Genomic DNA, 23,232 nt, shown 5'->3' on the forward strand with positions numbered 1-23,232 from the left:
TTTAATCCATCAGCCACGAGCGTAATAAGCGGAGCAGGCACATTGAGTGGCACTGGCACGGTGAATGTAACGCGAACAGCAGCCACACCGAGTTTGGCTGGTCAGTACACGATAACGAATAAGACATTAGGAAGCCTTACGGTGAACTATAATGGAGCCGGAGCTCAGACAGTAAGTGCCGCTGACTATGGCACACTGGTAATCAGTACGAATGGAACAAGAACGGTAACCTTTGTAAATGGAGGAACGGTACGGGTATCGAATGTATTTACGCCCACAGCTACCACCACTACTTATGTCGTAACGGGAAATACATTTGAATATAATGGAAATGGTGACCAAACTATTACTGCATTTACCTACAATGTTTTAGTGATTAGCAATACAGGTGATAAAACAGTTTTACCTGGATCAATAGTTAACTGTTTTAATATTGTTATGAATGATAATGCCATTCTTGAACTTCCAGACACATCGGTGTTTAATGTCACTGAGTGAATTCTAACTTAAATCTAATGCCAATTTAATGTGATGTTATTGGTTATCGGAAGAGGTGGTGTAACTTTATAAAAGAAATTTCCCATCAGTAGGAATTATAATTCCGGCAAGTATTGCAGATGCGCTCAAGTAATTTTAATAGCAGCATTACCAATATCCTTACACATTTATTAATTGGTGCGTTTAAGTTGGCTAGAGAAATCTAAAATGCCATAGCCCCATAGTTTTCAATAACCGGATGACATTCGTTTTACTGTATGAAAAAAAAGTTCATAACAGATTTGGAGTATAACTATAAAACCAGACTACTTAACAATAAGGCCAGGCGTTTCTGGATATTCATGCTTTTAGTGTGCATTATCAGTAAAGAAATGATGGCTGCTACCATTACATCGAATAATGTAGCGGGCGACTGGAACAACCCTGCAACTTGGATTGGCGGAAATATTCCTGGAAGTGGTGATGATGTAATATTAAATGCAAATGCCCGTATTACCGTAACTGCAGATGCTTCATGTGCTAGTCTTACCTGGACAGGTGCAATTGGTGCAACAAGAAGACTTACTATTGATCCGGGAGTTACTTTAACCATAACAGGAAATATAGAATTAGGGGCACCTGATGCTAATAACAGAAACAGAATGGTTATCGTAGAAGGAACGCTCTTTTGTAACGACTTTATTATGTCAACCACAAATGGTAATGGGCACGACATTATTTTGGATATAGCAACTGGTGGAATTGCAAACATACAGGGTAACCTGATTATGCCAGGTAATTTTGCCAGAAATCACATTGATTTAAGTAGCGGGGCCATACTGAATATTGGAGGTAATGTAGGTTCAGATGCAAGTGCTACAACCGGCGGCGGAGGTTTTACCGCACCACCTTCAGATGCTGTTATTAATTTTAATGGTTCAGCAGATCAGTTTTTTTTTCCTGGTAATAATATAACCTATGGCATCCTTAAATCCAATAATACTTCAGGAGTTTACCTGAAAAGAAATACAACTGTTCTAACACTTACTATCGGCGACGAAACAGCAAACAGTGTTTTTTGTGACGATGGATTCAATCTTGTGTCAACAGGTACACTCAATTTATTAAATGGCAGTACTTTCAGACTTGGCCGTGCGGGAGATAATTCAACTTTTCCTGCATTCAGTACGTTCAATATTGAGGAAGGAACATTGATGCATTATGTTTGTGAAACAGTCAATCAAACTGTTTCCACAGATCCAACGTATGCTAATTTAAGGTTAAGTGGAGGAGGCTCTAAAAATATTTTAGGAGGCACATTAACGGTAAGAAATAAGTTAACTATTGATGCAGGCGTTACTTTTAACGGTAATGCGAATGATCCATTGATAATACTAAAAGGCGATTTTGAGAATAACGGTACATTCACTTCCGGCACTAGTATGTGCAGTTTTGAAGGCGATGCAGACCAACTAATTACCGGAACAAGTTCGCCGCTATTTAACGGTGGACTTACAATTGCAAATGCAGGTGTGCCTGGAAACAATACCGTAACACTGGAGACAAATATTACCGTCAATAATGTATTAACAATATCAGATGGTGTATTCGACCTGGATATTTATACTGCCGACAGAACATCATCCGGAGGAACATTGGAAATTAACAATGGTAGCACGCTGATAATAGGTGGCGCAAATACGCTGCCCGCGAATTATACTACCCACATAATCGGTATTACAAGCACAGTTGAATACCGTGGAAACAATTCAGTCGTAGCGGCTTTAAATAGTAGCCAGTCTTATGGAAATTTGGTAATCAGTGGAACAGGCGTTAACACAACAAATGATTTTTCCGTTTCCGGTGAAATGCTGGTTAATGGATCATTTACAGCAACTTCCGGACTGATTACCATGAACAACTCTGCATCTGCTATCAGTAATAATGGTGATTTATCATTCAATAATTTATTAATCGCGGCAACTCCTTTAAGTCAATCGCAGTACAATACCAGCTTTGAAGTAAATGGTTCATTTGAAGTTGCATCAGCAGTAAGTTTTGCCCCAAATGGTGGAACTGTTACCATGACAGGTTCTTCCGGACAAATTACCAACTCGGGTGGTAGTATAACTTTTGATGGATTGAATATCACCGGTACCATCGGCACTTCTGGTAATATGAATATTGGTAGCACAATGGTAGTTGCTGGCAGTTTTAACCCGGATGCAACAACAGTAATCGGGGGAGGTGGAACCATCAGTGGCTCTGGTACAATTTATGTAACGCGGATAACTGATGTTGCAGGATTTTCAGGGCAATACACCCTCAATAATAATTTATTGCAGCTAACAACTATTTATGACGGAGCCGGTGACCAAATGGTAACCGGAGAAAATTATGGCACATTGGTTATAGCTGATAATGGAACACGTACGGTTACGCTGATTGCCAATGAAACGATTGGAGTGGCAAATACTTTTACGCCGGATAATGTTAACACAACTTATGTGGTTGCGAATAATACATTTAACTATAACGGAGATATCGCGCAAACAATTACCGGGTTTACTTATAATACCCTCCTCGTTAGTGGAAATGGCGACAAAACAATACCCACGGGTGTGGTTGTAAATTGCTCCGGCCTTGATATACAAACAGATATTCAGTTAAATATCGAAGGAACAGCCGAATTGAATTTCCTGTAACGAATGGGTGCAGGTCATGTTAATACATGTTAATATTTTTAGCAGGGGCTATTCCGTGACCTGCTTTTATTTATATCTTTATGGAAGTATGCAAAAAAAAATAACAACATCCCTTATTTGTATGTTGATTTTAGCAAATGCTATTGCTCAGAAGGCTCCGGCACAAAAAAAGCCAGCCAATACCACTGCAGCAGTTCAGCTTAATAATATGGCAGACACGCTTCAGTATGCAATAGGGTCTTTTCTGGCTCAGTGGGTCAACAATCAGGGTTTTCTTATTAATAATCCAACACTTTTCATCAAAGGGATGGATGATATTTTTCGAAATAACCCACGATTAATTCCTGACTCAATAATAAGTCCCTTAATTACAGCCTATCAGCAGGTTACACAAAAAGATCGTGCGTATAAGCTGGAACAGCAGTTGTTTACCAATATCAAGCAACGCCCCGGACTGGGCATATTTCCCAATGGGGTTCACTATTTTATTTTAAAAACAGGTCAGGGGGCAAGGCCAACTGCCGGGGATTCAGTGGTGATAAATTTGAAAGGCGCATTGGCAGACGGAACTATTTTTGAAGACACGTACAATAATAAGATACCACAATCTATACTTCTGTCAGACCTGATTCCCGGTTTATCAGATGCTATTCAGCAAATGTCTGTAGGTTCAAAATGGCAATTGTATATTCCATCCGTACTTGCACATGGTGAAAAGGGGGTGCCCGGTAGTAATGGTGTTTATCTAATACCACCAGGCAGTGCACTTACTTATGAAGTGGAACTGTTGGAAATACGTCCTGTAAAGAAATAAGCAAATTTTAAGCTATATTCCAGTAATATCTACTAAATTCTTTATATTTTCGAACTAAACTATACAAAATGAAAAAAGCAGGATTGATTCTTTTATTAGGTGCATTTGTTGCAGGTTCCGCAACTGCTCAGAATAAAACCGCAGCACAAATTGCCAAAGAAAAAGCTACTGAAGATTCATTGCAATATGCACTTGGTGTTTATATGATCAAATCACTTGAGAAGAAAGGAGTGATTTTCAAAGGTGCCATGTTTCAGAAAGCAATAGATGATGTGCTGACTAAAAAGAAGTTGATGATCAGTGAAGCTAAGTCAGAAAGCATGGTAAATATACTTGATGCCGATGTAGCGGGAGTGAAAGGTAAAATGATGGAACAGGCACTTTTTACTGAGTTAGCTAAAAGAAATGATGTAATTACGATGCCAAGTGGCGTTCGTTATGCAGTAATTGCCAGAGGTACCGGCGCCATTCCTGAACCTGAAGATTCTGTAGTGGTTAACGTTAGAGGAACTACTCCAGATGGAACCGTTTTTATTAATTCACAAGAGAAACAAGAGTCATTCTTATTACCCGTTAGCTGGTTTGTACTTGGCCTGCAAGATGCAGTATTAAGAATGAAAGAAGGGTCTAGCTGGCGAGTATTTATCCCTGCAAAACTTGGTTTTGGGGAGAAAGGTAATGGTACGTCAGTTCCGCCAAACACTCCATTAGTATATGATATCGCTTTGGTATCTGTACGCCCGGCCAAAAAATAGTTCATAAACGTTTTATTATCAGCTTTTTGTGAATATTATAATTCGATACTCATAATAGGTTGATTTGCAAACAATTAAAAAGCCCTGGAATTCACGCCAGGGCTTTTTTTTCGGGGATAATTAAATCTGTCCAAGCTATTCAGTGAATTGGTATTATGATTACCTTTGCCGCCTTGAAAATGGGAGCCTGTGTTCCCGTTAAAAAAATATTTAAACAAGCACTTTTATGGCTGACTTGAAATTTCAACGCAACTTCGGTATTGCCGCACACATTGATGCCGGTAAAACCACCACTACTGAGCGTATCCTGCGCTATACAGGTATGATTCACAAAATAGGTGAGGTACATGATGGTGCCGCTACCACAGACTGGATGGAACAGGAGAAAGAAAGAGGTATCACTATTACTTCAGCTGCTGTTAGCTGTCAGTGGAACTTCCCTACCGTAAAAGGTAAGGCTGATGCGAATACCAAAAGCTACTATTTTAATATCATTGATACTCCGGGTCACGTAGACTTTACCGTAGAGGTAGAACGTTCTATGCGTGTACTGGATGGTCTTATCGCCCTTTTCTCTGCAGTAGATGGCGTTGAGCCTCAGTCTGAAACCGTATGGCGTCAGGCAAACCGTTACAAGGTACCACGTATCGGTTTCGTAAATAAAATGGACCGTTCAGGTGCAGATTTCCTGAATGTGGTAAACCAGGTAAAAGAAATGTTGGGTGCAAAAGCTGTTCCCCTGCAATTACCTATTGGTGCGGAAGATAATTTCAAAGGTGTGGTGGATCTGATCAAAATGAAAGGAATCATCTGGCACATGGAAACAGAAGGTATGACTTTCGATGAGATTGAAGTACCGGCTGATATGAAAGAAGATGTAGAATTCTGGAGACAAAACCTGATTGAAGCGGTTGCTGAATACGATGATACGCTGATGGAGAAATTCTTTGATGATCCTAACAGCATTTCTGAAGATGAAGTACACGAAGCTATCCGTAAGGCTTGTATCGACCTGAGCATCGTTCCAATGATGTGCGGTTCTTCATTCAAGAACAAAGGTGTACAAACTGCGCTTGATGCGGTATGTCGTTACCTGCCTTCACCAGTAGATATTGAAGATACTGTAGGTACTGATCCTGATACAGGTGAAACACTTACCCGTAAGCCTAGTGCAAAAGAACCATTCGCAGCATTGGCTTTCAAAATCATGACTGATCCTTTCGTGGGTCGTCTGGCTTTCTTCCGTTGTTATAGCGGTCATCTGGATGCCGGATCTTATGTATTAAACGTAAGAAGCGGTAAAAAAGAGCGTATCAGCCGTATCATGAAAATGTTTGCCAACAAGCAAAATCCGATCGACTTTATCGAAGCTGGTGATATTGCTGCGGCAGTAGGCTTCAAAGAAATTAAAACCGGAGATACACTTTGTGATGAAAATCATCCTATTACCCTGGAGAACATGTTCATTCCTGAGCCTGTAATCGCAATCGCTGTTGAGCCCAAAACACAGGCCGACGTTGATAAAATGGGTATGGCTATCGCTAAACTGGTTGAAGAAGATCCAACCCTGCGCGTAAATACTGATGAAGATACTGGTCAAACCATCCTGCGTGGTATGGGTGAATTACACCTTGAGATCATCGTAGATCGTATGCGTCGTGAGTTTAAAGTAGAAGTAAACCAGGGTGCACCTCAGGTTGCTTATAAAGAATCATTCGGAACTACTATCGAACACCGTGAAGTGTTGAAAAAACAGTCTGGTGGTCGTGGTAAATTCGCCGATATTCAATTCTCAATCGGCCCTGCTGATGAAGAATGGCTGAAAGAAAACGAAGGCAAGCATTTCCAGTTTGTGAACGATATCTTCGGTGGATCCATCCCTAAAGAATTCATTCCTGCAATTCAGAAAGGTTTTGAAACTGCCATGACTACAGGTGTGTTGGCAGGATATCCTGTAAACAACATGAAAGTGCGTGTATTCGATGGTAGCTACCATGATGTGGATTCTGATTCTATGTCGTTCGAACTTTGTGCTAAATCTGGTTTCCGTGAAGCTGGTCGTAAAGCAAAACCAACCTTGCTTGAGCCAATCATGAAAGTAGAAGTACTTACTCCAGATCAGTACATGGGTGATGTAACAGGTGACCTTAACCGTCGTCGTGGTATGCTGGAAGGTATGGACAGCCGCGCTAACCTTCAGGTTATCAAGGCAAAAGTTCCTTTGAGCGAAATGTTTGGTTATGTAACCCAACTCCGTTCATTGTCATCCGGACGTGCAACTTCAACCATGGAATTCTCTCATTATTCCCCTGCACCAAACAATATCGCAGAAGAAGTAATGGCGAAGAACAAAGGAAAAGTGAAGATCGAGGAATAAGCCTCGTTGAACATAATAAAAAGCCCCGGCAAATTTTTGTCGGGGCTTTTTTTGTGAATGGTGAATTGTCAATATTGAGTAGTCAGTAGTCTGTAGGTCAATTCTATACTTGCTATTCACCATTCACTATTCACCATTCACATCTCACGTCTATTTGCAAAACTGCGCAAGTATATCGGCCGCTCCGGGATATTTTTTTGCTACCGCTATTTGCATAGCACTGCATCCATTTGCTTTATCGCCGGAATTAATCAGACTGGCGCCTTTAAAAAATTCTGATTTGCCATCTGTGGTTACTTTCATGGCAATTACTTTGTCGAAATAGTAAATTGCTTTTTTATATTCTTTCAGGTTATAATAACAGATGCCGGCATTTTCAAACATGCTATAGCTGAATGGACTAATCGTAAGAGCAGCTACAAATTTTTTGGCAGCATTGGCATAATCACCTTTGCCAAATGCGGCCACCGCTTCATTATATACGGCCGTTGCCCGGTTAATGTCTTCCTGCGAAGATGCACCGGCTACCCTTGCATTCATATTATTCTGAATTTCCTCTCTTCGTTTAACCAGTAACTGGTAATCTGCACTCGGTTGTGTATTAGGAGCTGGCTTGAAATAGTTTAGGGCGCTATCGGCCATTTTTAATAATTCCGGACTGCCTTTTTGTTGAGCGTTCAACATACCAAGTAAATACAATTGCCAGGGGAAAATTTCATTTCTATAATGGGTATAGGTTCTGAAAGCTTTACCAATTGCGGCGGTATCTCTTCTCTTTGCTTCAACTGCTATTAATGTCTGGTAATAGGTATTGGCTCGGGGGCGGTTATAATAAGCCGTTTCTGCGTAATACTTGGCACTGTCGAGTTTATCGGTCAGAAAGAAAACATTTGCCATCAAAAAATGGCTGTAATAAACATAGGGATTATAAGGCATGGCCTTGCGGAGAAGTCGAAGGGCTTCATCGTACTGTTTATTTTCCGAATAATATCTGCCAATTATAGCTTCAATTGGTTGTGAGGAAGAGGTAAGGTTTGGTATAGGGGGGAAAATTTTTGTCACTTCGGAAAGTGGTAGGGTCATTGGCTCATTCTTTAAATCGGGAACCACTTTCATCTGCGCTTTTAAAGAAACATAGGTTAAATAATTAATATAAATGGCAGGCAATAAAATCAAAATTGTTATGAGCCCATACAACGGGTGTAATAAATTGTTTGTTTGTTGCTTTTCCACAAGACTGGCATCTTCTTTCGTCATGAGGTATGCACCTAAATTGAAGGAGCAAACAACTGCAAAAAAAACCTGCATAACAGCTCTTTCAATAGGGAAATTGAAGAATGCGTCAATAGCATAGGAGAGCAAAGCAAAAAAGGAGAATAATGAAATGAATTTTAATTCGTCAGAAGCTTTCGAGCGCCAGGTTTTAAGTGTGCAAACAAATAAACAAACATAGAGAGAAAGGTATAAAAGTCCGCCTAAAAGCCCCAATTCAGCTGCGTGTTCAAGAAAATCATTGTGCGCATGTGCAGGCACATTGAGGTCGTTTATATATTCCTTTTCATATGGAATGGAGGCGAGTTTCCAGTTACCATAACCTGCTCCCATTAAGGGATTTTTGGATATATAATCCAGAGCATGCGCCCATAGTTTAAAACGATAATTCGATGCATCTGTAGTTAAGGCAATAGAACTAAGGTTACTTACAACATTACCATACCTGCCTGCATTATTTTCCTGAATAGTTGTTGCCTGGGTATAGGCAATTTGTGCAATGAAATATGCAGCAATAATGGGAATTATCAGGTAGGCTATTCTGTACAACAACTTTTCTGTTTGCTTATTTTTCAGATATTGAATAATGATGAATATAATAAAGCAGATTGAAATCAAAATCAGGCTAACATAAGAAGCACGTGCACTGGCCATAAAAAGTGTGGCGATACCCAATGTTAAAGCAATAACGTGAAATATTCTTTCAATTAGTTTGGCATTGTAAATGGCGTATAAGACAAATGGTATTTTGATGGCTAGGCTTGCTGCAAAAATGTTTTTATTACCTGTTTGGCCGTTTAGATTAAGAATTAAGGATGAAAGATCTGTATTAATCAGGCCGTTAAAAAATTTGACAAAATATTGCGCAGATTCTATGAAAATCACCACCGAAAGTAGCTGTGCAGTGAATTTGAATAATTCTTTTTTGCCGTAAAAGAGCACAGAAAGGTTAAAAAACGCAATAATTGTAATTACAAGACGTACATAGCAAACCCAAGCTTCCACTTGGTTGATCGCAAAAAAGATAGAGATTCCTGCAAGGATAAAAAGTGCGAGATATAATTTTGTGAATAATACTTTGATGATTAATTGAATAGTATCCTTGTAAAGATATTTTCGGGCCAGGATATACCCGGTAACAATTAAGTCTAGTATGGATAGGTAGAACCATTGGGGTCCCATAACATCGATGGCATTCATATTTGGGATAAAATGCACCAACATATAAAGAAAGAGAACCAAAGAGGGTATCCAAGGGAACTTAGTATTATTTTTCAGATATGTATTAACCGATTTATCAGTAGCTTGTTGCTCCTGTTTAGGGTAAGCTGTTTTTTTTCGGGCCATAGTTGCTGTTAAATGCCGTGAAATTAATGAATTTAGGAAACTGAGATGGGGTGAATTGTGAATGGTGAATTGTGAATGGTGAATGGTGAGTGGTCAGTAAAACTACCCCTATTCACTACTGGCTACTCACTACTCACTATTTTCACAGTTCGCTTGCAAGGATTTGCCTATTTTCGGTGAATTAAATGAAAAAAGGGGCTTTTTTCTTAAAATTATTTCCAAAATTCTTGACCATTCCAATATAGACCCCTACCTTTGCAACCCCAATACGAAAATTGGGTTTCGACTATGTCTCAACGAATCAGAATCAAATTACAATCTTACGATCATAATCTGGTAGACAAATCTGCTGAGAAAATCGTAAAAACTGTACGCAGTACAGGTGCCGTAGTAACTGGTCCAATTCCCTTGCCTACACACAAGAGAATTTTCACTGTTCTGCGTTCACCACACGTAAATAAGAAGAGCCGTGAGCAGTTTCAACTGGCTACTCATAAGCGTTTATTGGATATCTATACTTCTTCTTCAAGAACGGTAGATGCGCTGAGTAAGTTAGACCTGCCTTCAGGTGTTGAGGTTGAGATTAAAGCCTGATAAAATAGGCTGCAAGTTTCAAGCTACAGGCTACAAGCAGGGTTTGAAACACTAGTACTTACAAATGAATTAATCATCTGCCAACTCTCCGCCTCAGGTGGAGAAGAAAGCAGCTCTGAATAAATAAACGGTCAAAGAAAGCAGATTCTGCCTCAAATCAGACATCCGCCATCCGCGATCATACATATAAACAGGCCCTTCGAGGTTTGTTTACTTCCGGTACTTCCAACGACCACCGAAGCTTTAGCGAAGGTGGTTAGCTACAAGGCAACCCTCCTTCGCTAAAGCTACGGCGGGTAAAGGGAAAAGGTCGGCAGCAAACAAGGATTGAATCCCGCTTCATCGGTGGGATGTCCTCTTTAACCTTGCGGGGCATAAACCGCAAAACGATGAAAGGTATTATTGGTAAAAAAATCGGGATGACCAGCATCTTCTCGGCAGATGGTAAGCAAACAGCTTGTACCATCATTGAGGCTGGTCCATGTACCGTAACTCAGGTGAAAACCCAGGATACTGACGGTTACACCGCACTTCAATTGGCATTTGGCGACAAAAAAGAAAAGCACTCCACTAAAGCCGAGCTTAATCACTACGCAAAAGCTCAAACTGCCGCCAAAAAATTCGTTAAAGAATTCCGTAATTATTCCATAGAAAAAGCATTGGGAGAAACTGTTACTGTAGACATTTTCGCTGAAGGCGAGAGCGTTGAAGTAGTTGGTACTACCAAGGGTAAGGGTTTCCAGGGTGTTGTAAAGCGCCATGGCTTCTCTGGTGTGGGTGAACAGTCTCACGGTCAACACGATCGTCAGCGTGCACCTGGTTCTATTGGTGGTTCTTCATACCCTTCACGTGTATTTAAAGGTATGAGAATGGCCGGCCGTATGGGTGGCGACAGGGTTAAAATGAAAGGTCTGAAAGTAGTGAAGATCTTCCCTGAAAAGAATTATATCCTGATCAGCGGATCTGTTCCTGGTCATAACGGTTCTATCGTTTTAATCCAGAAGTAATCACAACTTAATTGAATTGACCATGCAAGTAGATGTATTAAATATAAAAGGACAGAAAACCGGCAGAACGGTAGAATTACCTGCTGAGGTTTTCGGTATCGAGCCAAATGATCATGTGATCTATCTGGCTGTAAAACAGTACCTGGCTGCAGGCCGTCAAGGTACGCACAAAGTTAAAACCCGTGCCGAAGTGCAAGGTGCCAGCCGTAAGCTGCATAAGCAAAAAGGTACTGGTGGCTCACGTAAAGGTAATATCCGTAACCCTTTATATAAGGGTGGTGGTACCATCTTTGGACCAAAACCACACGCTTATGATTTCAAATTGAATCGTAAGGTGAAGGATCTGGCGAAGATTTCTGCACTGAGCTATAAAGCTAAAGAAAGTGCCATTGTAGTTGTTGAAGATATTCAGATGGATGCACCTAAAACCAAGCAATTGGTTGAAGTGATGAAGAGCCTGAATATTGCAGACAAGAAAACACTGGTAGTATTACCTGAGTACAATGATAACCTGTACCTGAGCACTCGTAACGTGCCAAATGTTGCCAGCACTTTATTGGCCGACATCAACACTTATGAAATCATGAATGCAGATGTACTGGTAATTACAGAAAATACCGCCAAAATCTTCGCAGAAGAAGAGGCAGTAGCTTAACCAATTAGAAACGTTTCAACCGAAATACAATGAAACTGAGTGAAGTATTAGTAAAGCCTATTTTAACTGAAAAAGCAAATGCCCAGCAAGAAAAGCTGAGAAGATATGCTTTTAAAGTAAACCGTAAGGCAAACAAACTCGAGATCAAAAAAGCAGTAGAAGAATTTTATGGTGTTAGTGTGATTGATGTGAATACTGCAGTTGCTCCAGGTAAAAACAAAACCCGCTACACAAAAGCTGGTTTTATTCAAGGTGCGAAACCGGCTTATAAAAAAGCTTTCGTAACTGTAGCCGAAGGAGAAGCAATTGATCTGTACGCAAACATTTAATTTATAGTACGCGGAGCTGAGAATTCCGCAATTAAACAAATAGAAAATGGCACTTAAGAAGTACAAACCGATGACAGCCGGCACACGCTGGAGAATCGGAAACGCTTATGCTGAGATCACCACCAACAAGCCTGAAAAGAGCTTATTGGAGCCTCAGAAAAAGACTGCTGGACGTAACTTCCAGGGTCGCCGCGCAATGCGTTATATGGGCGGTGGTAGCAAACAACACTACCGTATCATTGATTTCAAAAGAAACAAAAGAGATATTGCTGCTACAGTAGTATCAATCGAATACGATCCAAACCGTACTGCGTTTATTGCATTGTTGCAATATACAGATGGCGAGAAAAGATACATTATTGCACCACAAGGTTTACAGGTAGGTGCAACAGTTATCGCTGGTGATGAAGTAGCTCCTGAAATTGGAAATGCACTCACCATGAAAAACATGCCACTTGGTACCATGATTCATAATATTGAATTACAGCCTGGTCAGGGTGGTAAAATGGTTAGAAGTGCCGGTGCATCTGCACAACTTGCGAACAAAGAAGAGAAATATGCAGTATTAAAAATGCCTTCTGGCGAACTGCGTAAAGTATTGATCAATTGTTATGCAACAGTTGGTGTGGTATCAAACAGCGACCATAACCTGGAAACTGCAGGTAAAGCTGGTAAGAACCGTTGGAAAGGTATCCGCCCTCGCGTTCGTGGTGTAGCCATGAACCCGGTAGATCACCCGATGGGTGGTGGTGAAGGTAAAGCTTCAGGTGGTCACCCACGTAGCAGAACTGGTAAGTATGCAAAAGGTGAAAAAACCCGTACCAAAGGAAAATCAAGTGATAAACTGATTATCCAGAGAAGAGACGGAAAAAAATTAGCAAAATAATTTGAAAGTGTGGCAATTTGAAAATTTGAAAATGAAAACCTCAAATTCTCAAAGTGTCAAAACAAACACTCTCAATTTTCAAATTTTCAAATTTTCAAATTAACTCATTACTATGGGTCGTTCGATTAAAAAAGGTCCTTATGTAGATGCCAACCTAGAAGGTAAAGTAGTGGCAATGAACGATGGTAAATCAAAGAAAGGTGTTATTAAAACCTGGAGCCGTCGCAGCACTATTACCCCTGATTTTGTTGGTCACACATTTGCGGTACACAATGGTAACAAGTTTATCCCTGTTTATGTAACCGAGTTCATGGTTGGACATAAATTAGGTGAATTTGCTCCTACACGTAACTTCAGAGGACACGCAGGAACTAAAAAGTAATCATTAGGTTGTAGTCCATGGTCCATAGTCCATAGTTAATGGTTAAGGAACAGATTACACCAGAAACAAATAAAGAAATGGAAGCAGTAGCTAAACTGAACAATTATCCTACAGGGCCGCGCAAAATGCGTTTGCTGGCTGATGTGATCCGTGGAATGGAAGTAGAGAAGGCGTTGGCTATTCTCGAGCACCACCCACAGCACAATGCTGTGCCCCTGGCAAAACTGCTGAAGAGTGCTATCAGCAACTGGGAGCAGAAAAACAATGGCGCCAGTGCCGCAGACAGCAGCCTGGTGGTAAAAACTGTATTTGTTGACGGAGGTCGTGTACTTAAGCGTATGCGTCCAGCACCCCAGGGCCGTGGCTACCGGGTTCGCAAACGCAGTAACCATGTAACATTAATCGTAGATTCTAAAAACTAATTGTAAAACCACTATATGGGTCAGAAAGCAAATCCAATTGGTAACAGGTTAGGTATCATCCGCGGATGGGAAAGTAACTGGTATGGTAGTAAGAAAGACTATGCTACTAAGTTAATTGAGGATCATAAAATCCGTACTTACCTGAACGCCCGTATCAACAAGGGCGGTATTGCCAAAATTGTAATAGAGCGTACCCTGGGTAAGCTGATCGTTACTATTCACACGTCTAAACCAGGTATCATTATCGGTAAAGGCGGTGGGGAAGTAGACCGTATCAAAGAAGAGTTGAAGAAATTAACCGGTAAAGATGACGTGCAGATCAATATCCTTGAGATCCGTCGTCCGGAACTGGATGCAAATATCGTTGGTGATACCATCGCTCGTCAGATCGAAAACCGTATCAACTTCAAACGTGCAACTAAAATGGCGATTGCTTCTACCCTGAGAATGGGCGCAGAAGGTATCAAAATTAAGTTGAGTGGTCGTTTGGGTGGCGCTGAGATCGCTCGTAGCGAAGAATTTAAACAAGGTCGTGTGCCTTTGCATACATTCCGTATGGATATCGACTACGCTAACGTATACGCTCAAACTGTATATGGTAAAATCGGTATCAAAGTATGGATCTGTAAAGGTGAAGTTCTGGGTAAACGCGAACTCAACCCTAATTTCGTTGGCGGTAAAAATGATATGAGCGAGAGAAGAGGTGGTGAAGAAAGAAGCGGTGGCGGACGCGGAGACAGAAGAGATGATCGTGGTGGTCGCGGCGGTGATAGAAGAGATAACCGTGGAGGCGGAAGAGACAGACGTTAATTTGAAAATGGGGCAATTTGAAAATTTGAAAATGAAAACAGATTCAAATGATCAGAAAGCCCAGTAAAATTCCAATCATTTTCAAATTCTCAAATTTTCAAATTTTCAAATTGTAATAAATGTTACAGCCTAAAAGAAGTAAACACAGGAAACAACAGAAGGGCCGCATTCGTGAAGTGGCTAAGCGTGGTACTTCCATTTCATTTGGTTCATTCGCTCTTAAAGCGCTGGAGCCAATTTGGTTAACAAACCGCCAGATCGAATCTGCCCGTCAGGCTATGACGCGTGCTATGAAACGTGAAGGAAATGTTTGGATCCGTGTATTTCCTGATAAGATCATTACCCGTAAGCCTCTTGAGGTAAGGATGGGTAAAGGTAAAGGTAACCCTGAATTCTGGGCTGCAGTGGTTGAACCAGGACGTATCATTTTTGAATGCGATGGTGTATCACAGCAAGTTGCTCAGGAAGCCATGGAACTGGCTGCTCAGAAGCTACCGATCAAAACCAAATTCATTGTAAGAAGAGACTTGCAAGCATAATTTGAAAATGAGGCAATTTGATCTGCCTAAGGCAGATGAAAATGTTTTCAGATTGCTAAACCCGGAAAGCGATTTCCCAATTTTCAAATTTTCAAATTTTCAAATTGAAGATAATGGCAAATAAAAAAGTTGAATTCAATAAAGATCTGAAAGACATGAATGTTGCAGATCTTAAAGCGAGAATCCAGGAAGATCAGCTCCGTCTGAAAAAATTGGAATTCGCACATGCAATTTCACCCTTGGAGAATCCAATGAATATTCGTGGACTTCGCAGAGATATTGCACGTCTGAAAACAGAACTGAAGAAAAAAGAATTAGGCATATAATACAGCTACGAGCTGCGAGCCAGGAGCTGCGAGCTTGTACTAAACCAAAATGCTCGAATCAGCCTTAGGCTGATCAGACCTCATAGCTAAAAAAACATAACAATGGCTGAAGTAAGAAATTTACGTAAAACAAGGATCGGGGTAGTTACCAGCGATAAAATGGATAAAACCATTACTGTTGCGGTTGAAAGAAAAGTAAAACACCCTATCTACGGAAAGTTCGTAAAGAAAACCACTAAGTTCCATGCGCACGATGAGAAAAGCGAATGCGGAATTGGCGACGTAGTGAAAATTATGGAAACTCGTCCCCTGAGTAAAACAAAGCGTTGGAGACTGGTTGAAATAGTTGAGAAAGCAAAATAATCTTCCGCCTCAGGCGGATTCAAGCTGCAAGCTGCAAGAATTTGAGCTGTAGCCTCTGACAAATTGATAAAAAGTTCGGCCGAGGAAAACGAAGCCGGAAGCTAAAAAGCTAAAACAATGATTCAGCAAGAAAGTAGATTGAATGTAGCTGATAACAGTGGTGCCAAAGAAGTACTTTGTATCAAGGTACTTGGTAACAGCGGACAAGACTATGCTAAGATCGGAGATAAGATCGTAGTTACTGTTAAAGACGCTATCCCTGCCGGCGGTATCAAAAAAGGTACTGTATCAAAAGCGGTAATCGTTCGTACCAAAAATAAACTGCGTCGTAAGGATGGTTCTTATATCCGTTTTGATGATAACGCAGTAGTGTTATTGAACAACTCAGACGAGCCACGTGGTACACGTATTTTCGGGCCAGTAGCGAGAGAATTGCGTGATAAAGGATACATGAAAATTATTTCATTGGCTCCTGAGGTTCTTTAAGAAAATAAGCCATTAGCTATTAGCCATCAGCTATTAGCGATCGACATAATAAATCATGGTTGGCATTTGCCAGCCCCTAAAAGCTAAAAGCTCAAAAAATGAGTACAAGATTCAAACCCAAATTCAACATCAAAAAAGGTGATACCGTAGTGGTAATTGCCGGTGATGACAAGGACTTGAAAAAGCCTCGTAAGGTGTTGGAAGTAATTGTGGATAAAGGACGTGTTGTAGTAGAAGGCGTAAATATCGTAACAAAACATACCAAGCCTTCGGCACAAAATACCAAGGGTGGTATCGTGAAAGTTGAAGCTCCTATCAATATCAGCAATGTTATGTTATGGGATGCTAAAGCTAGCGCAGCTACCAAAGCTAAGCGTACACGCGTAGAAGGAAAATTAGTTCGTATATCTAAAAAATCAGGGGAGGTAATCAAGTAATGAGTACTACAAAATACACTCCGAGATTAGCAGATAAGTACAGCAAAGAAGTTGTACCTGCTTTAATGAAAAAGTTTGCTTACAAAACTGTAATGCAGGCACCTAAACTGGAAAAAATCTGTATCAACCGTGGCGTTAATGGTGCGGTAACAGATAAAAAACTGGTTGATATCGCTGTAGATGAACTGAACATGATCACTGGTCAGAAAGCAGTTCCTACGATGTCTAAGAAAGATATCTCAAACTTCAAATTGCGTAAAGGCATGCCAATAGGCGCACGTGTTACGCTGAGAGGAGAGAAGATGTATGAATTTCTTGACCGTTTGGTATCTGTGGCATTACCACGTGTACGTGACTTCAAAGGTATCAGCGATAAGGCATTTGATGGTCGTGGTAACTACACTTTAGGTGTTACTGAACAAATCATTTTCCCTGAAATCGATATCGATAAAGTAAATAAAATTACTGGTATGGATATCACTTTTGTAACCACAGCCCAAACTAACGAAGAAGCTTATGAGTTACTGAAAGAACTGGGAATGCCTTTCAAAGGAGCTAAAAAAGACAATAACTAAAAAGTAACTGGTAGCAGCCGGTTTGTAATAAGCAAATCCGGAACCTACTCAAATCTAAACATAAAAAAATGGCAAAAGAATCAGTTAAAGCCAGACAAAGAAAGCGCGAGGCATTAGTTGCCCAGTATGCTGAAAAACGTGCAGCCTTAAAAGCAGCAGGCGATTACGCAGCATTGGACAAACTACCTAAAAATGCGTCACCTGTTCGTTTAAAGAACCGTTGTCAGCTTACAGGACGTCCGAAAGGTTATATGAGATACTTCGGTCTCTCAAGGGTAATCTTCCGTGATATGGCACTGAATGGTAAAATTCCAGGTGTTAAAAAAGCAAGCTGGTAAACACTTTTTCCCGGTTTGAAATCGGGGAGATGAACAAAACAATTTGAACACGAATTAATTCTAATAAAAATGGTAACTGATCCAATAGCAGACTTCTTAACCAGAATCCGTAATGCACAGATGGCTGGTCACAGACTGGTAGAAATTCCTGCTTCTAATCTGAAAAAACGTATGACAGAGATCCTGTATGAACAGGGTTATATCCTGAAATACAAATTTGAAGATGATAACAAGCAAGGTCTTATCAAGATCGCGCTTAAATACGATCCTTCTACTAAACAACCTGCAATCCGCTCACTCGAAAGAGTAAGCCGTCCAGGTCTGCGCCAGTACGCTAAACCCGCTGAAATCAAAAGAGTAATCAACGGTCTGGGTGTTGCTATCTTAAGTACATCTAAAGGTGTATTAACCGATAAACAAGCAAAAGCGCAAAATGTAGGTGGTGAAGTACTTTGCTACATCTCTTAATTGAAATTGTCCTGTCTGACAATTAAGCTTTTAGTCGGAGCTGAACACGGTCAGGATTTTAGTTGAACAATAAAAATGAAACGACTATGTCACGTATTGGAAAAAAACCTGTTACAATTCCTGCTGGTGTTACCATCACCGTTAGTAAGGAGAACGAGGTTACTGTAAAAGGACCTAAAGGTGAATTAAAACAACTGATCGACAGAGATATCATCGTTGAGATCAAAGACAATGAAGTTATTTTCTCTCGTCCAACCGACCAGATTCGCCACCGCGCTATGCATGGTTTATACCGTGCGCTGGTTAGCAACATGGTTAAAGGTGTAACTGAAGGAATTAAAAGAGAACTGGAACTGGTGGGTGTGGGTTTTAAAGCCGCAAATACCGGTAACCTGTTGGATCTTGCTTTAGGTTATTCTCACAATATCATTTTCGAAGTTCCTAAAGAACTAAAAGTAAGCACCGTAACTGAAAAAGGTCAGAACCCAAAGATTATGCTGGAAGGTATTGACAAACAATTGATCGGTCAGGTTGCTGCTAAATTGAGAAGCTTACGTAAACCAGAACCATACAAAGGTAAAGGTGTGAAATACGCTGGTGAAATCCTGAGAAGAAAAGCAGGTAAAGCAGCCGGTAAATAGTAAATAGTTTATGGTCCATAGACTTCGGTCTATGGACTTAAATAAAATGTAAAACAAACTTCCGGCCGAATCGGGAGTGACAAATAAAACAAAATGGGTAAATTAATTCAAAGGCAAAAGATCAGGTACCGCATTCGTAAGAAAGTGGCAGGTACGGCTGCAAAGCCCCGCTTATCTGTATTCAGAAGCAACGCTGATATTTATGCTCAACTGATCGATGACGTGAATGGTCTTACACTGGCAGCAGCTTCATCTCGCGATAAAGACATCGCTGCACAGAAAGTAACCAAAATCGAAAAATCGAAACTGGTGGGTGCTGCAATCGCACGTAAAGCTACTGAGCTGGGATTGAATACAGTTGTATTTGATCGTGGTGGTAATCTGTACCATGGCCGCGTTAAATCCGTTGCTGATGGTGCTAGAGAAGGTGGTCTTCAATTCTAATCTGCTAACAACAATTAATCGTTAGATAAATGTCTAAAGTAAACGTAAATAAGGTAAAAGCTGGTGGCGACATGGAACTGAAAGAAAAAGTAGTTGCCATTAACCGTGTGGTGAAAACCACTAAAGGTGGTCGTACCTTCAGCTTCTCAGCACTGGTAGTAGTGGGTAATGAAAGTGGTGTGGTTGGACAAGGTCTGGGTAAAGCAAAAGAGGTTCAGGAAGCTATTACTAAAGGTATCGAAGATGCCAAAAAGAACCTGGTTAAAGTTCCTGTAATGCACGGAACCATTCCTCACGATCAGTGGGCGAAAGAAGGTGCTGCTAAAGTGTTGATTAAACCTGCTGCTCATGGAGCCGGTGTAATCGCAGGAGGTAGCATGCGTGCAGTACTGGAAAGTGCAGGTGTAACAGACGTACTGGCAAAAAGCCTTGGTTCTGCAAACCCACATAACGTGGTGAAAGCAACTATTAAGGCCCTTAGCCTGTTGCGTGAGCCTGTACAGGTTGCTAAAACACGTACAGTGAAGCTGAGTAAAGTATTTAATGGATAATCATTGGTAGATAGTCCATAGTCCATGGTCCATGGGCTATGGACTATGGACTGACTCAATAACTCGTTATGAAAAAAATTAAGATCACACAGATTAAAAGTGGTATCGACAGACCCGAGCGTCAGAAACAAACCCTGATCGCATTAGGCCTGAAGAAACTGCATGCTTCAAAAGAAGTAGAAGCTACTCCTCAAATCCTGGGTATGGTGAATAAAGTTAGCCACCTGGTGAAAGTAGAAGAGCTTAATTAATTTGAAAATTATTGAATTTGAAAATTTGAAAATGAGTCATTACACTTGATTCATTTTCTATTTATAAAATTTCAGATTTCTTCATTTTCAAATTAGCACATTTTCAAATTTTCAAATTAACACGCGAGGGGTGATTCCCCGAAAGTTCAAAATCACATAAGTATGAAATTACACAATCTCAAACCTGCTGCAGGTTCAACGCACAAAGAAAAACGTTTAGGTCGTGGTGAAGCATCTGGTAAAGGTGGTACATCTACAAAAGGTAATAAAGGTGGTCAGAGCCGCGCCGGTTATAAAAGCAAAATGGCCCATGAAGGTGGTCAGATGCCAATCCAGCGTCGTGTTCCTAAACGTGGTTTCAAAAACAATAACCGCATCGAGTTTGTAGTATTTAACCTGGGTCAGATCGACCAACTGGTTGAAAAATACGGTTTCACTGAATTTAGCCTTGAAAACCTCTATATAAATGGTTTAATCAGCCGTACTGATAAAGTTAAAGTACTGGCAAATGGCGAGTTAAAAGCTAAAGTAAGCTTCAAAGTGAATGCGGCCAGCGAAAAAGCAAAAACTGCTATCGAAGCTGCAGGTGGTAGCGTTGAAATTATAAAATAATTTTATCGTAACTTGCCAGACGCACATCGACAAAGTGCGTCTTTTTTTGGTTTAAGACTATTAACGCTTACAATTGCATTCAAGTGAAAAAATTAGTTCAGACATTAAGGAACATTTGGACGATAGAGGAGCTTCGTAATAAAATAATCGTAACACTTGCGCTTGTTCTTACATACCGTATCGGTACCCAGATTGTATTACCTGGATTGGATCCTGCCAGAATCGAAGCAGCACAAGCTACTGCTCAGAAAGGTGGTGGTCTCTTAGGTATTTTTGATATGTTCGCAGGTGGAGCCTTCTCTCAGGCGTCTATTCTGGCCCTGGGTATTATGCCCTATATCTCTGCTTCCATCTTTATGCAACTGATGACGATCCTCGTCCCTCAATTGCAGAAAATTCAGAAAGAAGGAGATAGCGGCCGTAAGAAAATTAATCAGTGGACACGTTACCTCACCGTAATCGTTACTGCTTTCCAGGCTGGAGCTTATGTAGCCTATTTAAATAGCCCCGGATATGCAGAAGCTATTATACCTGCTTATGCACCATACTTCTGGTTCTCTACTGTTATCACTTTAACAGCGGGTACCATGTTTGTAATGTGGCTGGGCGAAAAAATACAGGATAAAGGACTTGGTAATGGTACATCTATTATCATCATGGTTGGTATCCTTGCACGTTTGCCGCAATCTTTAATTCAGGAATTCAGCGCCAAAGGTGAAAGAGCCGGTGGTGGTTTATTGATCTTCCTGATTGAAATAGCTATCCTGATTACAGTTATCCTTGGTTTGATTGTATTGGTTCAAGGTGTTCGTAAAATACCTGTAAACTACGCTAAGCAAATCATCGGAAACCGTCAATTCGGTGGTGCACGTCAGTTCCTGCCGATCAAAGTGAACAGTGCTGGTGTAATGCCAATCATCTTTGCGCAGGCTATCATGTTCCTGCCTACACTTGTATCATTTACTAATCTCGATTCGGCTCAAGGTATCGTAAAGATCTTCAACGACCATAGTAATGCATGGTACATGCTGATCTATTCGGTAATGGTAATTGGTTTTACCTTCCTGTATACAGCATTGATCTTTAATCCGAAACAAATAGCAGAAGACCTTAAGCGTAACAATGGGTTTATTCCAGGAGTTAAACCAGGTCAACCAACAGCTGATTACATAGGTTCTGTGATGGACAAAATCACATTACCTGGTGCTATCTTCCTTGCATTGGTTGGTATTATGCCAGGTTTTGCCCAGCGTCTGGGTGTTACCCAAGGCTTTAGTACTTTCTTCGGTGGTACCTCACTGCTGATTATGGTTGGTGTTGTTCTCGATACATTACAACAGATTGAAACATACCTGTTAATGCGCCAATACGACGGTTTGATGAAAAGCGGTCGTGTTCAAGGCAGACAAACTGTTTCAACAACAACCATCTAATATAAATTAGTATCTAACCATGGCCCATGGACTATGGTTAGAAATTACGATATTTGCAAACCTGTCTTTCCCATTAAACGGAACGGCAGGTTTCTTTTTTTATCATGACGAGACGAAACAATATGATTATCTATAAAACAGAAGCGGAACTGGTATTGATGAAGGAAGCTGCAATGCTGGTTAGTAAAACACTCACAGAAGTGGCTAAAGTATTGAAGCCTGGTATGACTACCTTACAGATTGATAAGCTCTGTCATGATTACGTTAAGGATCATAAGGCCATACCTTCATTTTATAATTACAGAGGCTACCCGCATAATGTTTGCGCATCAGTAAATGATGTGGTGGTACATGGGTTCCCAAATGAAGTGTCATTAAAAGAGGGAGATCTGGTTAGCATAGACATGGGTGTTATTTTGAACGGATGGCATGGAGACCATGCTTATACTTTTATACTAGGAGAAGTAGATGCATCTGTTCTGCAACTGGTTAAAGTAACCAAGGAATCATTATACAAGGGTATCGAGCAGGCTATTGTAAACAACCGCGTAGGAGATATTTCTTATGCCATCCAGGAACATGCAGAAAAAAAGCATGGCTATGGTGTTGTACGCGAACTTGTTGGACATGGTTTGGGAAAAAGCCTTCACGAAGATCCACAGGTACCTAACTATGGTAAAAGAGGCAATGGGCCTAAAATGAAAGAAAACCTGGTGCTGGCAATTGAACCTATGATCAATATGGGCACCAAAGATGTGTATACAGATGATGATGGGTGGACTATAAGAACACAGGATGGTAAAGTAGCCTGTCATTTTGAACACGATGTATGTGTGAAGCGTGGAAAAGCATTAATTCTTTCAGATTATAGTATTATCGAAGCTGCTGAAAAAGCTAATGCAAACCTTAATGCAGCCTATTACTAGACATTAAAGT

General features: G+C 40.6%; 29 protein-coding genes. 28 read left to right on the plus strand and 1 reads right to left on the minus strand.

The annotated features are described in order from the left end of the window. The 5 genes from ACH30E_RS11075 to fusA all read left to right on the plus strand — a co-directional run. Positions 1-498: hypothetical protein (locus ACH30E_RS11075; protein WP_490824876.1), on the plus strand; the 498-nt coding region annotated here is incomplete at its 5' end. A 257-nt stretch (positions 499-755) separates the two neighbouring features. Continuing rightward, positions 756-3,182 (plus strand): beta strand repeat-containing protein, encoded by a 2,427-nt coding sequence (locus ACH30E_RS11080; RefSeq protein WP_490824877.1) that lies wholly within the window; start codon positions 756-758, stop codon positions 3,180-3,182. 88 nt (positions 3,183-3,270) lie between these two features. Further along, positions 3,271-3,996, plus strand: coding sequence for an FKBP-type peptidyl-prolyl cis-trans isomerase (locus tag ACH30E_RS11085; RefSeq protein WP_294990837.1), 726 nt, complete (start codon positions 3,271-3,273; stop codon positions 3,994-3,996). Between the two features lie 68 nt (positions 3,997-4,064). Further along, positions 4,065-4,751 carry an FKBP-type peptidyl-prolyl cis-trans isomerase gene (locus ACH30E_RS11090; protein ID WP_490824879.1) on the plus strand — a complete coding sequence of 229 codons (687 nt, stop codon included), beginning with the start codon at positions 4,065-4,067 and terminating at the stop codon, positions 4,749-4,751. Positions 4,752-4,977: 226 nt separating this feature from the next. Then, positions 4,978-7,128 (plus strand): elongation factor G, encoded by a 2,151-nt coding sequence (fusA, locus tag ACH30E_RS11095; protein ID WP_294990831.1) that lies wholly within the window; start codon positions 4,978-4,980, stop codon positions 7,126-7,128. Positions 7,129-7,278: 150 nt separating this feature from the next. On the opposite strand, the gene ACH30E_RS11100 is transcribed toward fusA, so the two are convergent. Further along, complete coding sequence (locus ACH30E_RS11100) at positions 7,279-9,747, minus strand: O-antigen ligase family protein (protein ID WP_490824881.1); 2,469 nt, start codon at positions 9,745-9,747, stop codon at positions 7,279-7,281. 288 nt (positions 9,748-10,035) lie between these two features. Between ACH30E_RS11100 and rpsJ the strand changes: the two genes are divergently transcribed. From rpsJ to map, 23 genes are all read left to right on the plus strand, one after another. Next, positions 10,036-10,341: a 30S ribosomal protein S10 gene (gene rpsJ, locus ACH30E_RS11105; protein WP_026770720.1), complete on the plus strand. Its 306-nt coding sequence runs from the start codon at positions 10,036-10,038 to the stop codon at positions 10,339-10,341. A 389-nt stretch (positions 10,342-10,730) separates the two neighbouring features. Further along, entirely contained in the window at positions 10,731-11,348 is a 618-nt protein-coding gene (rplC, locus tag ACH30E_RS11110; RefSeq protein WP_133475593.1) for a 50S ribosomal protein L3, read from the plus strand. A 22-nt stretch (positions 11,349-11,370) separates the two neighbouring features. After that, complete coding sequence (gene rplD / locus ACH30E_RS11115; RefSeq protein WP_294990822.1) at positions 11,371-12,003, plus strand: 50S ribosomal protein L4; 633 nt, start codon at positions 11,371-11,373, stop codon at positions 12,001-12,003. 29 nt (positions 12,004-12,032) lie between these two features. Further along, a complete protein-coding gene (gene rplW, locus ACH30E_RS11120; RefSeq protein WP_294990819.1) occupies positions 12,033-12,332 on the plus strand; it encodes a 50S ribosomal protein L23 in 300 nt (99 codons plus the stop codon). 46 nt (positions 12,333-12,378) lie between these two features. Next, positions 12,379-13,218 (plus strand): 50S ribosomal protein L2, encoded by an 840-nt coding sequence (gene rplB / locus ACH30E_RS11125; protein WP_294990816.1) that lies wholly within the window; start codon positions 12,379-12,381, stop codon positions 13,216-13,218. A gap of 112 nt (positions 13,219-13,330) precedes the next feature. After that, a complete protein-coding gene (gene rpsS, locus ACH30E_RS11130; protein ID WP_294990812.1) occupies positions 13,331-13,600 on the plus strand; it encodes a 30S ribosomal protein S19 in 270 nt (89 codons plus the stop codon). 38 nt (positions 13,601-13,638) lie between these two features. After that, complete coding sequence (gene rplV / locus ACH30E_RS11135) at positions 13,639-14,022, plus strand: 50S ribosomal protein L22 (RefSeq protein WP_294990809.1); 384 nt, start codon at positions 13,639-13,641, stop codon at positions 14,020-14,022. Positions 14,023-14,037: 15 nt separating this feature from the next. Continuing rightward, positions 14,038-14,832, plus strand: coding sequence for a 30S ribosomal protein S3 (gene rpsC, locus ACH30E_RS11140; protein WP_294990805.1), 795 nt, complete (start codon positions 14,038-14,040; stop codon positions 14,830-14,832). Positions 14,833-14,951: 119 nt separating this feature from the next. Then, positions 14,952-15,371: a 50S ribosomal protein L16 gene (gene rplP / locus ACH30E_RS11145; RefSeq protein WP_294990801.1), complete on the plus strand. Its 420-nt coding sequence runs from the start codon at positions 14,952-14,954 to the stop codon at positions 15,369-15,371. Positions 15,372-15,484: 113 nt separating this feature from the next. After that, a complete protein-coding gene (gene rpmC, locus ACH30E_RS11150) occupies positions 15,485-15,697 on the plus strand; it encodes a 50S ribosomal protein L29 (protein WP_294990798.1) in 213 nt (70 codons plus the stop codon). A gap of 102 nt (positions 15,698-15,799) precedes the next feature. Then, positions 15,800-16,060, plus strand: a complete 261-nt coding sequence (gene rpsQ / locus ACH30E_RS11155; protein WP_133475584.1) for a 30S ribosomal protein S17 — start codon at positions 15,800-15,802, stop codon at positions 16,058-16,060. Between the two features lie 117 nt (positions 16,061-16,177). After that, a complete protein-coding gene (gene rplN, locus ACH30E_RS11160; RefSeq protein WP_133475583.1) occupies positions 16,178-16,546 on the plus strand; it encodes a 50S ribosomal protein L14 in 369 nt (122 codons plus the stop codon). Positions 16,547-16,644: 98 nt separating this feature from the next. Next, on the plus strand, positions 16,645-16,983 hold the full coding sequence (gene rplX, locus ACH30E_RS11165) for a 50S ribosomal protein L24 (RefSeq protein WP_294990792.1): 339 nt from the start codon (positions 16,645-16,647) through the stop codon (positions 16,981-16,983). Continuing rightward, complete coding sequence (gene rplE / locus ACH30E_RS11170; RefSeq protein WP_294990789.1) at positions 16,983-17,558, plus strand: 50S ribosomal protein L5; 576 nt, start codon at positions 16,983-16,985, stop codon at positions 17,556-17,558. The genes rplX and rplE overlap by 1 nt, the downstream gene beginning before the upstream one ends. Positions 17,559-17,626: 68 nt before the next feature. After that, positions 17,627-17,896 carry a 30S ribosomal protein S14 gene (gene rpsN / locus ACH30E_RS11175; protein WP_026770706.1) on the plus strand — a complete coding sequence of 90 codons (270 nt, stop codon included), beginning with the start codon at positions 17,627-17,629 and terminating at the stop codon, positions 17,894-17,896. 69 nt (positions 17,897-17,965) lie between these two features. Continuing rightward, entirely contained in the window at positions 17,966-18,364 is a 399-nt protein-coding gene (gene rpsH / locus ACH30E_RS11180) for a 30S ribosomal protein S8 (protein WP_178889642.1), read from the plus strand. A gap of 86 nt (positions 18,365-18,450) precedes the next feature. Continuing rightward, on the plus strand, positions 18,451-19,005 hold the full coding sequence (gene rplF, locus ACH30E_RS11185) for a 50S ribosomal protein L6 (RefSeq protein ID WP_294990781.1): 555 nt from the start codon (positions 18,451-18,453) through the stop codon (positions 19,003-19,005). Positions 19,006-19,098: 93 nt separating this feature from the next. Further along, positions 19,099-19,449 (plus strand): 50S ribosomal protein L18, encoded by a 351-nt coding sequence (gene rplR / locus ACH30E_RS11190; RefSeq protein WP_294990778.1) that lies wholly within the window; start codon positions 19,099-19,101, stop codon positions 19,447-19,449. A 29-nt stretch (positions 19,450-19,478) separates the two neighbouring features. Beyond that, positions 19,479-20,000, plus strand: a complete 522-nt coding sequence (gene rpsE, locus ACH30E_RS11195) for a 30S ribosomal protein S5 (RefSeq protein WP_294990775.1) — start codon at positions 19,479-19,481, stop codon at positions 19,998-20,000. Between the two features lie 68 nt (positions 20,001-20,068). Next, the gene (gene rpmD, locus ACH30E_RS11200) at positions 20,069-20,251 is read left to right on the plus strand and encodes a 50S ribosomal protein L30 (RefSeq protein ID WP_294990772.1); all 183 of its coding nucleotides are present in this window, start codon (positions 20,069-20,071) and stop codon (positions 20,249-20,251) included. 162 nt (positions 20,252-20,413) lie between these two features. Beyond that, positions 20,414-20,863, plus strand: a complete 450-nt coding sequence (gene rplO, locus ACH30E_RS11205) for a 50S ribosomal protein L15 (protein WP_294990769.1) — start codon at positions 20,414-20,416, stop codon at positions 20,861-20,863. An 83-nt stretch (positions 20,864-20,946) separates the two neighbouring features. Further along, complete coding sequence (secY, locus tag ACH30E_RS11210) at positions 20,947-22,296, plus strand: preprotein translocase subunit SecY (protein WP_294990766.1); 1,350 nt, start codon at positions 20,947-20,949, stop codon at positions 22,294-22,296. Between the two features lie 104 nt (positions 22,297-22,400). Continuing rightward, the gene (gene map, locus ACH30E_RS11215) at positions 22,401-23,222 is read left to right on the plus strand and encodes a type I methionyl aminopeptidase (RefSeq protein ID WP_490824883.1); all 822 of its coding nucleotides are present in this window, start codon (positions 22,401-22,403) and stop codon (positions 23,220-23,222) included. The last annotated feature ends 10 nt before the right edge of the window (positions 23,223-23,232 follow it).

It is taken from the genome of Sediminibacterium sp. FW305-C-61 (assembly GCF_058231065.1).

Excerpts from the sequence above, each read along its gene's own strand:
- ACH30E_RS11080 (WP_490824877.1), top strand. The coding sequence starts at position 756 with ATGAAAAAAAAGTTCATAACAGATTTGGAGTATAACTATAAAACCAGA.
- ACH30E_RS11085 (WP_294990837.1), top strand. The coding sequence starts at position 3,271 with ATGCAAAAAAAAATAACAACATCCCTTATTTGTATGTTGATTTTAGCA.
- ACH30E_RS11090 (WP_490824879.1), top strand. The coding sequence starts at position 4,065 with ATGAAAAAAGCAGGATTGATTCTTTTATTAGGTGCATTTGTTGCAGGT.
- fusA (WP_294990831.1), top strand. The coding sequence starts at position 4,978 with ATGGCTGACTTGAAATTTCAACGCAACTTCGGTATTGCCGCACACATT.
- ACH30E_RS11100 (WP_490824881.1), bottom strand. The coding sequence starts at position 9,747 with ATGGCCCGAAAAAAAACAGCTTACCCTAAACAGGAGCAACAAGCTACT.
- rpsJ (WP_026770720.1), top strand. The coding sequence starts at position 10,036 with ATGTCTCAACGAATCAGAATCAAATTACAATCTTACGATCATAATCTG.
- rplC (WP_133475593.1), top strand. The coding sequence starts at position 10,731 with ATGAAAGGTATTATTGGTAAAAAAATCGGGATGACCAGCATCTTCTCG.
- rplD (WP_294990822.1), top strand. The coding sequence starts at position 11,371 with ATGCAAGTAGATGTATTAAATATAAAAGGACAGAAAACCGGCAGAACG.
- rplW (WP_294990819.1), top strand. The coding sequence starts at position 12,033 with ATGAAACTGAGTGAAGTATTAGTAAAGCCTATTTTAACTGAAAAAGCA.
- rplB (WP_294990816.1), top strand. The coding sequence starts at position 12,379 with ATGGCACTTAAGAAGTACAAACCGATGACAGCCGGCACACGCTGGAGA.
- rpsS (WP_294990812.1), top strand. The coding sequence starts at position 13,331 with ATGGGTCGTTCGATTAAAAAAGGTCCTTATGTAGATGCCAACCTAGAA.
- rplV (WP_294990809.1), top strand. The coding sequence starts at position 13,639 with ATGGTTAAGGAACAGATTACACCAGAAACAAATAAAGAAATGGAAGCA.
- rpsC (WP_294990805.1), top strand. The coding sequence starts at position 14,038 with ATGGGTCAGAAAGCAAATCCAATTGGTAACAGGTTAGGTATCATCCGC.
- rplP (WP_294990801.1), top strand. The coding sequence starts at position 14,952 with ATGTTACAGCCTAAAAGAAGTAAACACAGGAAACAACAGAAGGGCCGC.
- rpmC (WP_294990798.1), top strand. The coding sequence starts at position 15,485 with ATGGCAAATAAAAAAGTTGAATTCAATAAAGATCTGAAAGACATGAAT.
- rpsQ (WP_133475584.1), top strand. The coding sequence starts at position 15,800 with ATGGCTGAAGTAAGAAATTTACGTAAAACAAGGATCGGGGTAGTTACC.
- rplN (WP_133475583.1), top strand. The coding sequence starts at position 16,178 with ATGATTCAGCAAGAAAGTAGATTGAATGTAGCTGATAACAGTGGTGCC.
- rplX (WP_294990792.1), top strand. The coding sequence starts at position 16,645 with ATGAGTACAAGATTCAAACCCAAATTCAACATCAAAAAAGGTGATACC.
- rplE (WP_294990789.1), top strand. The coding sequence starts at position 16,983 with ATGAGTACTACAAAATACACTCCGAGATTAGCAGATAAGTACAGCAAA.
- rpsN (WP_026770706.1), top strand. The coding sequence starts at position 17,627 with ATGGCAAAAGAATCAGTTAAAGCCAGACAAAGAAAGCGCGAGGCATTA.
- rpsH (WP_178889642.1), top strand. The coding sequence starts at position 17,966 with ATGGTAACTGATCCAATAGCAGACTTCTTAACCAGAATCCGTAATGCA.
- rplF (WP_294990781.1), top strand. The coding sequence starts at position 18,451 with ATGTCACGTATTGGAAAAAAACCTGTTACAATTCCTGCTGGTGTTACC.
- rplR (WP_294990778.1), top strand. The coding sequence starts at position 19,099 with ATGGGTAAATTAATTCAAAGGCAAAAGATCAGGTACCGCATTCGTAAG.
- rpsE (WP_294990775.1), top strand. The coding sequence starts at position 19,479 with ATGTCTAAAGTAAACGTAAATAAGGTAAAAGCTGGTGGCGACATGGAA.
- rpmD (WP_294990772.1), top strand. The coding sequence starts at position 20,069 with ATGAAAAAAATTAAGATCACACAGATTAAAAGTGGTATCGACAGACCC.
- rplO (WP_294990769.1), top strand. The coding sequence starts at position 20,414 with ATGAAATTACACAATCTCAAACCTGCTGCAGGTTCAACGCACAAAGAA.
- map (WP_490824883.1), top strand. The coding sequence starts at position 22,401 with ATGACGAGACGAAACAATATGATTATCTATAAAACAGAAGCGGAACTG.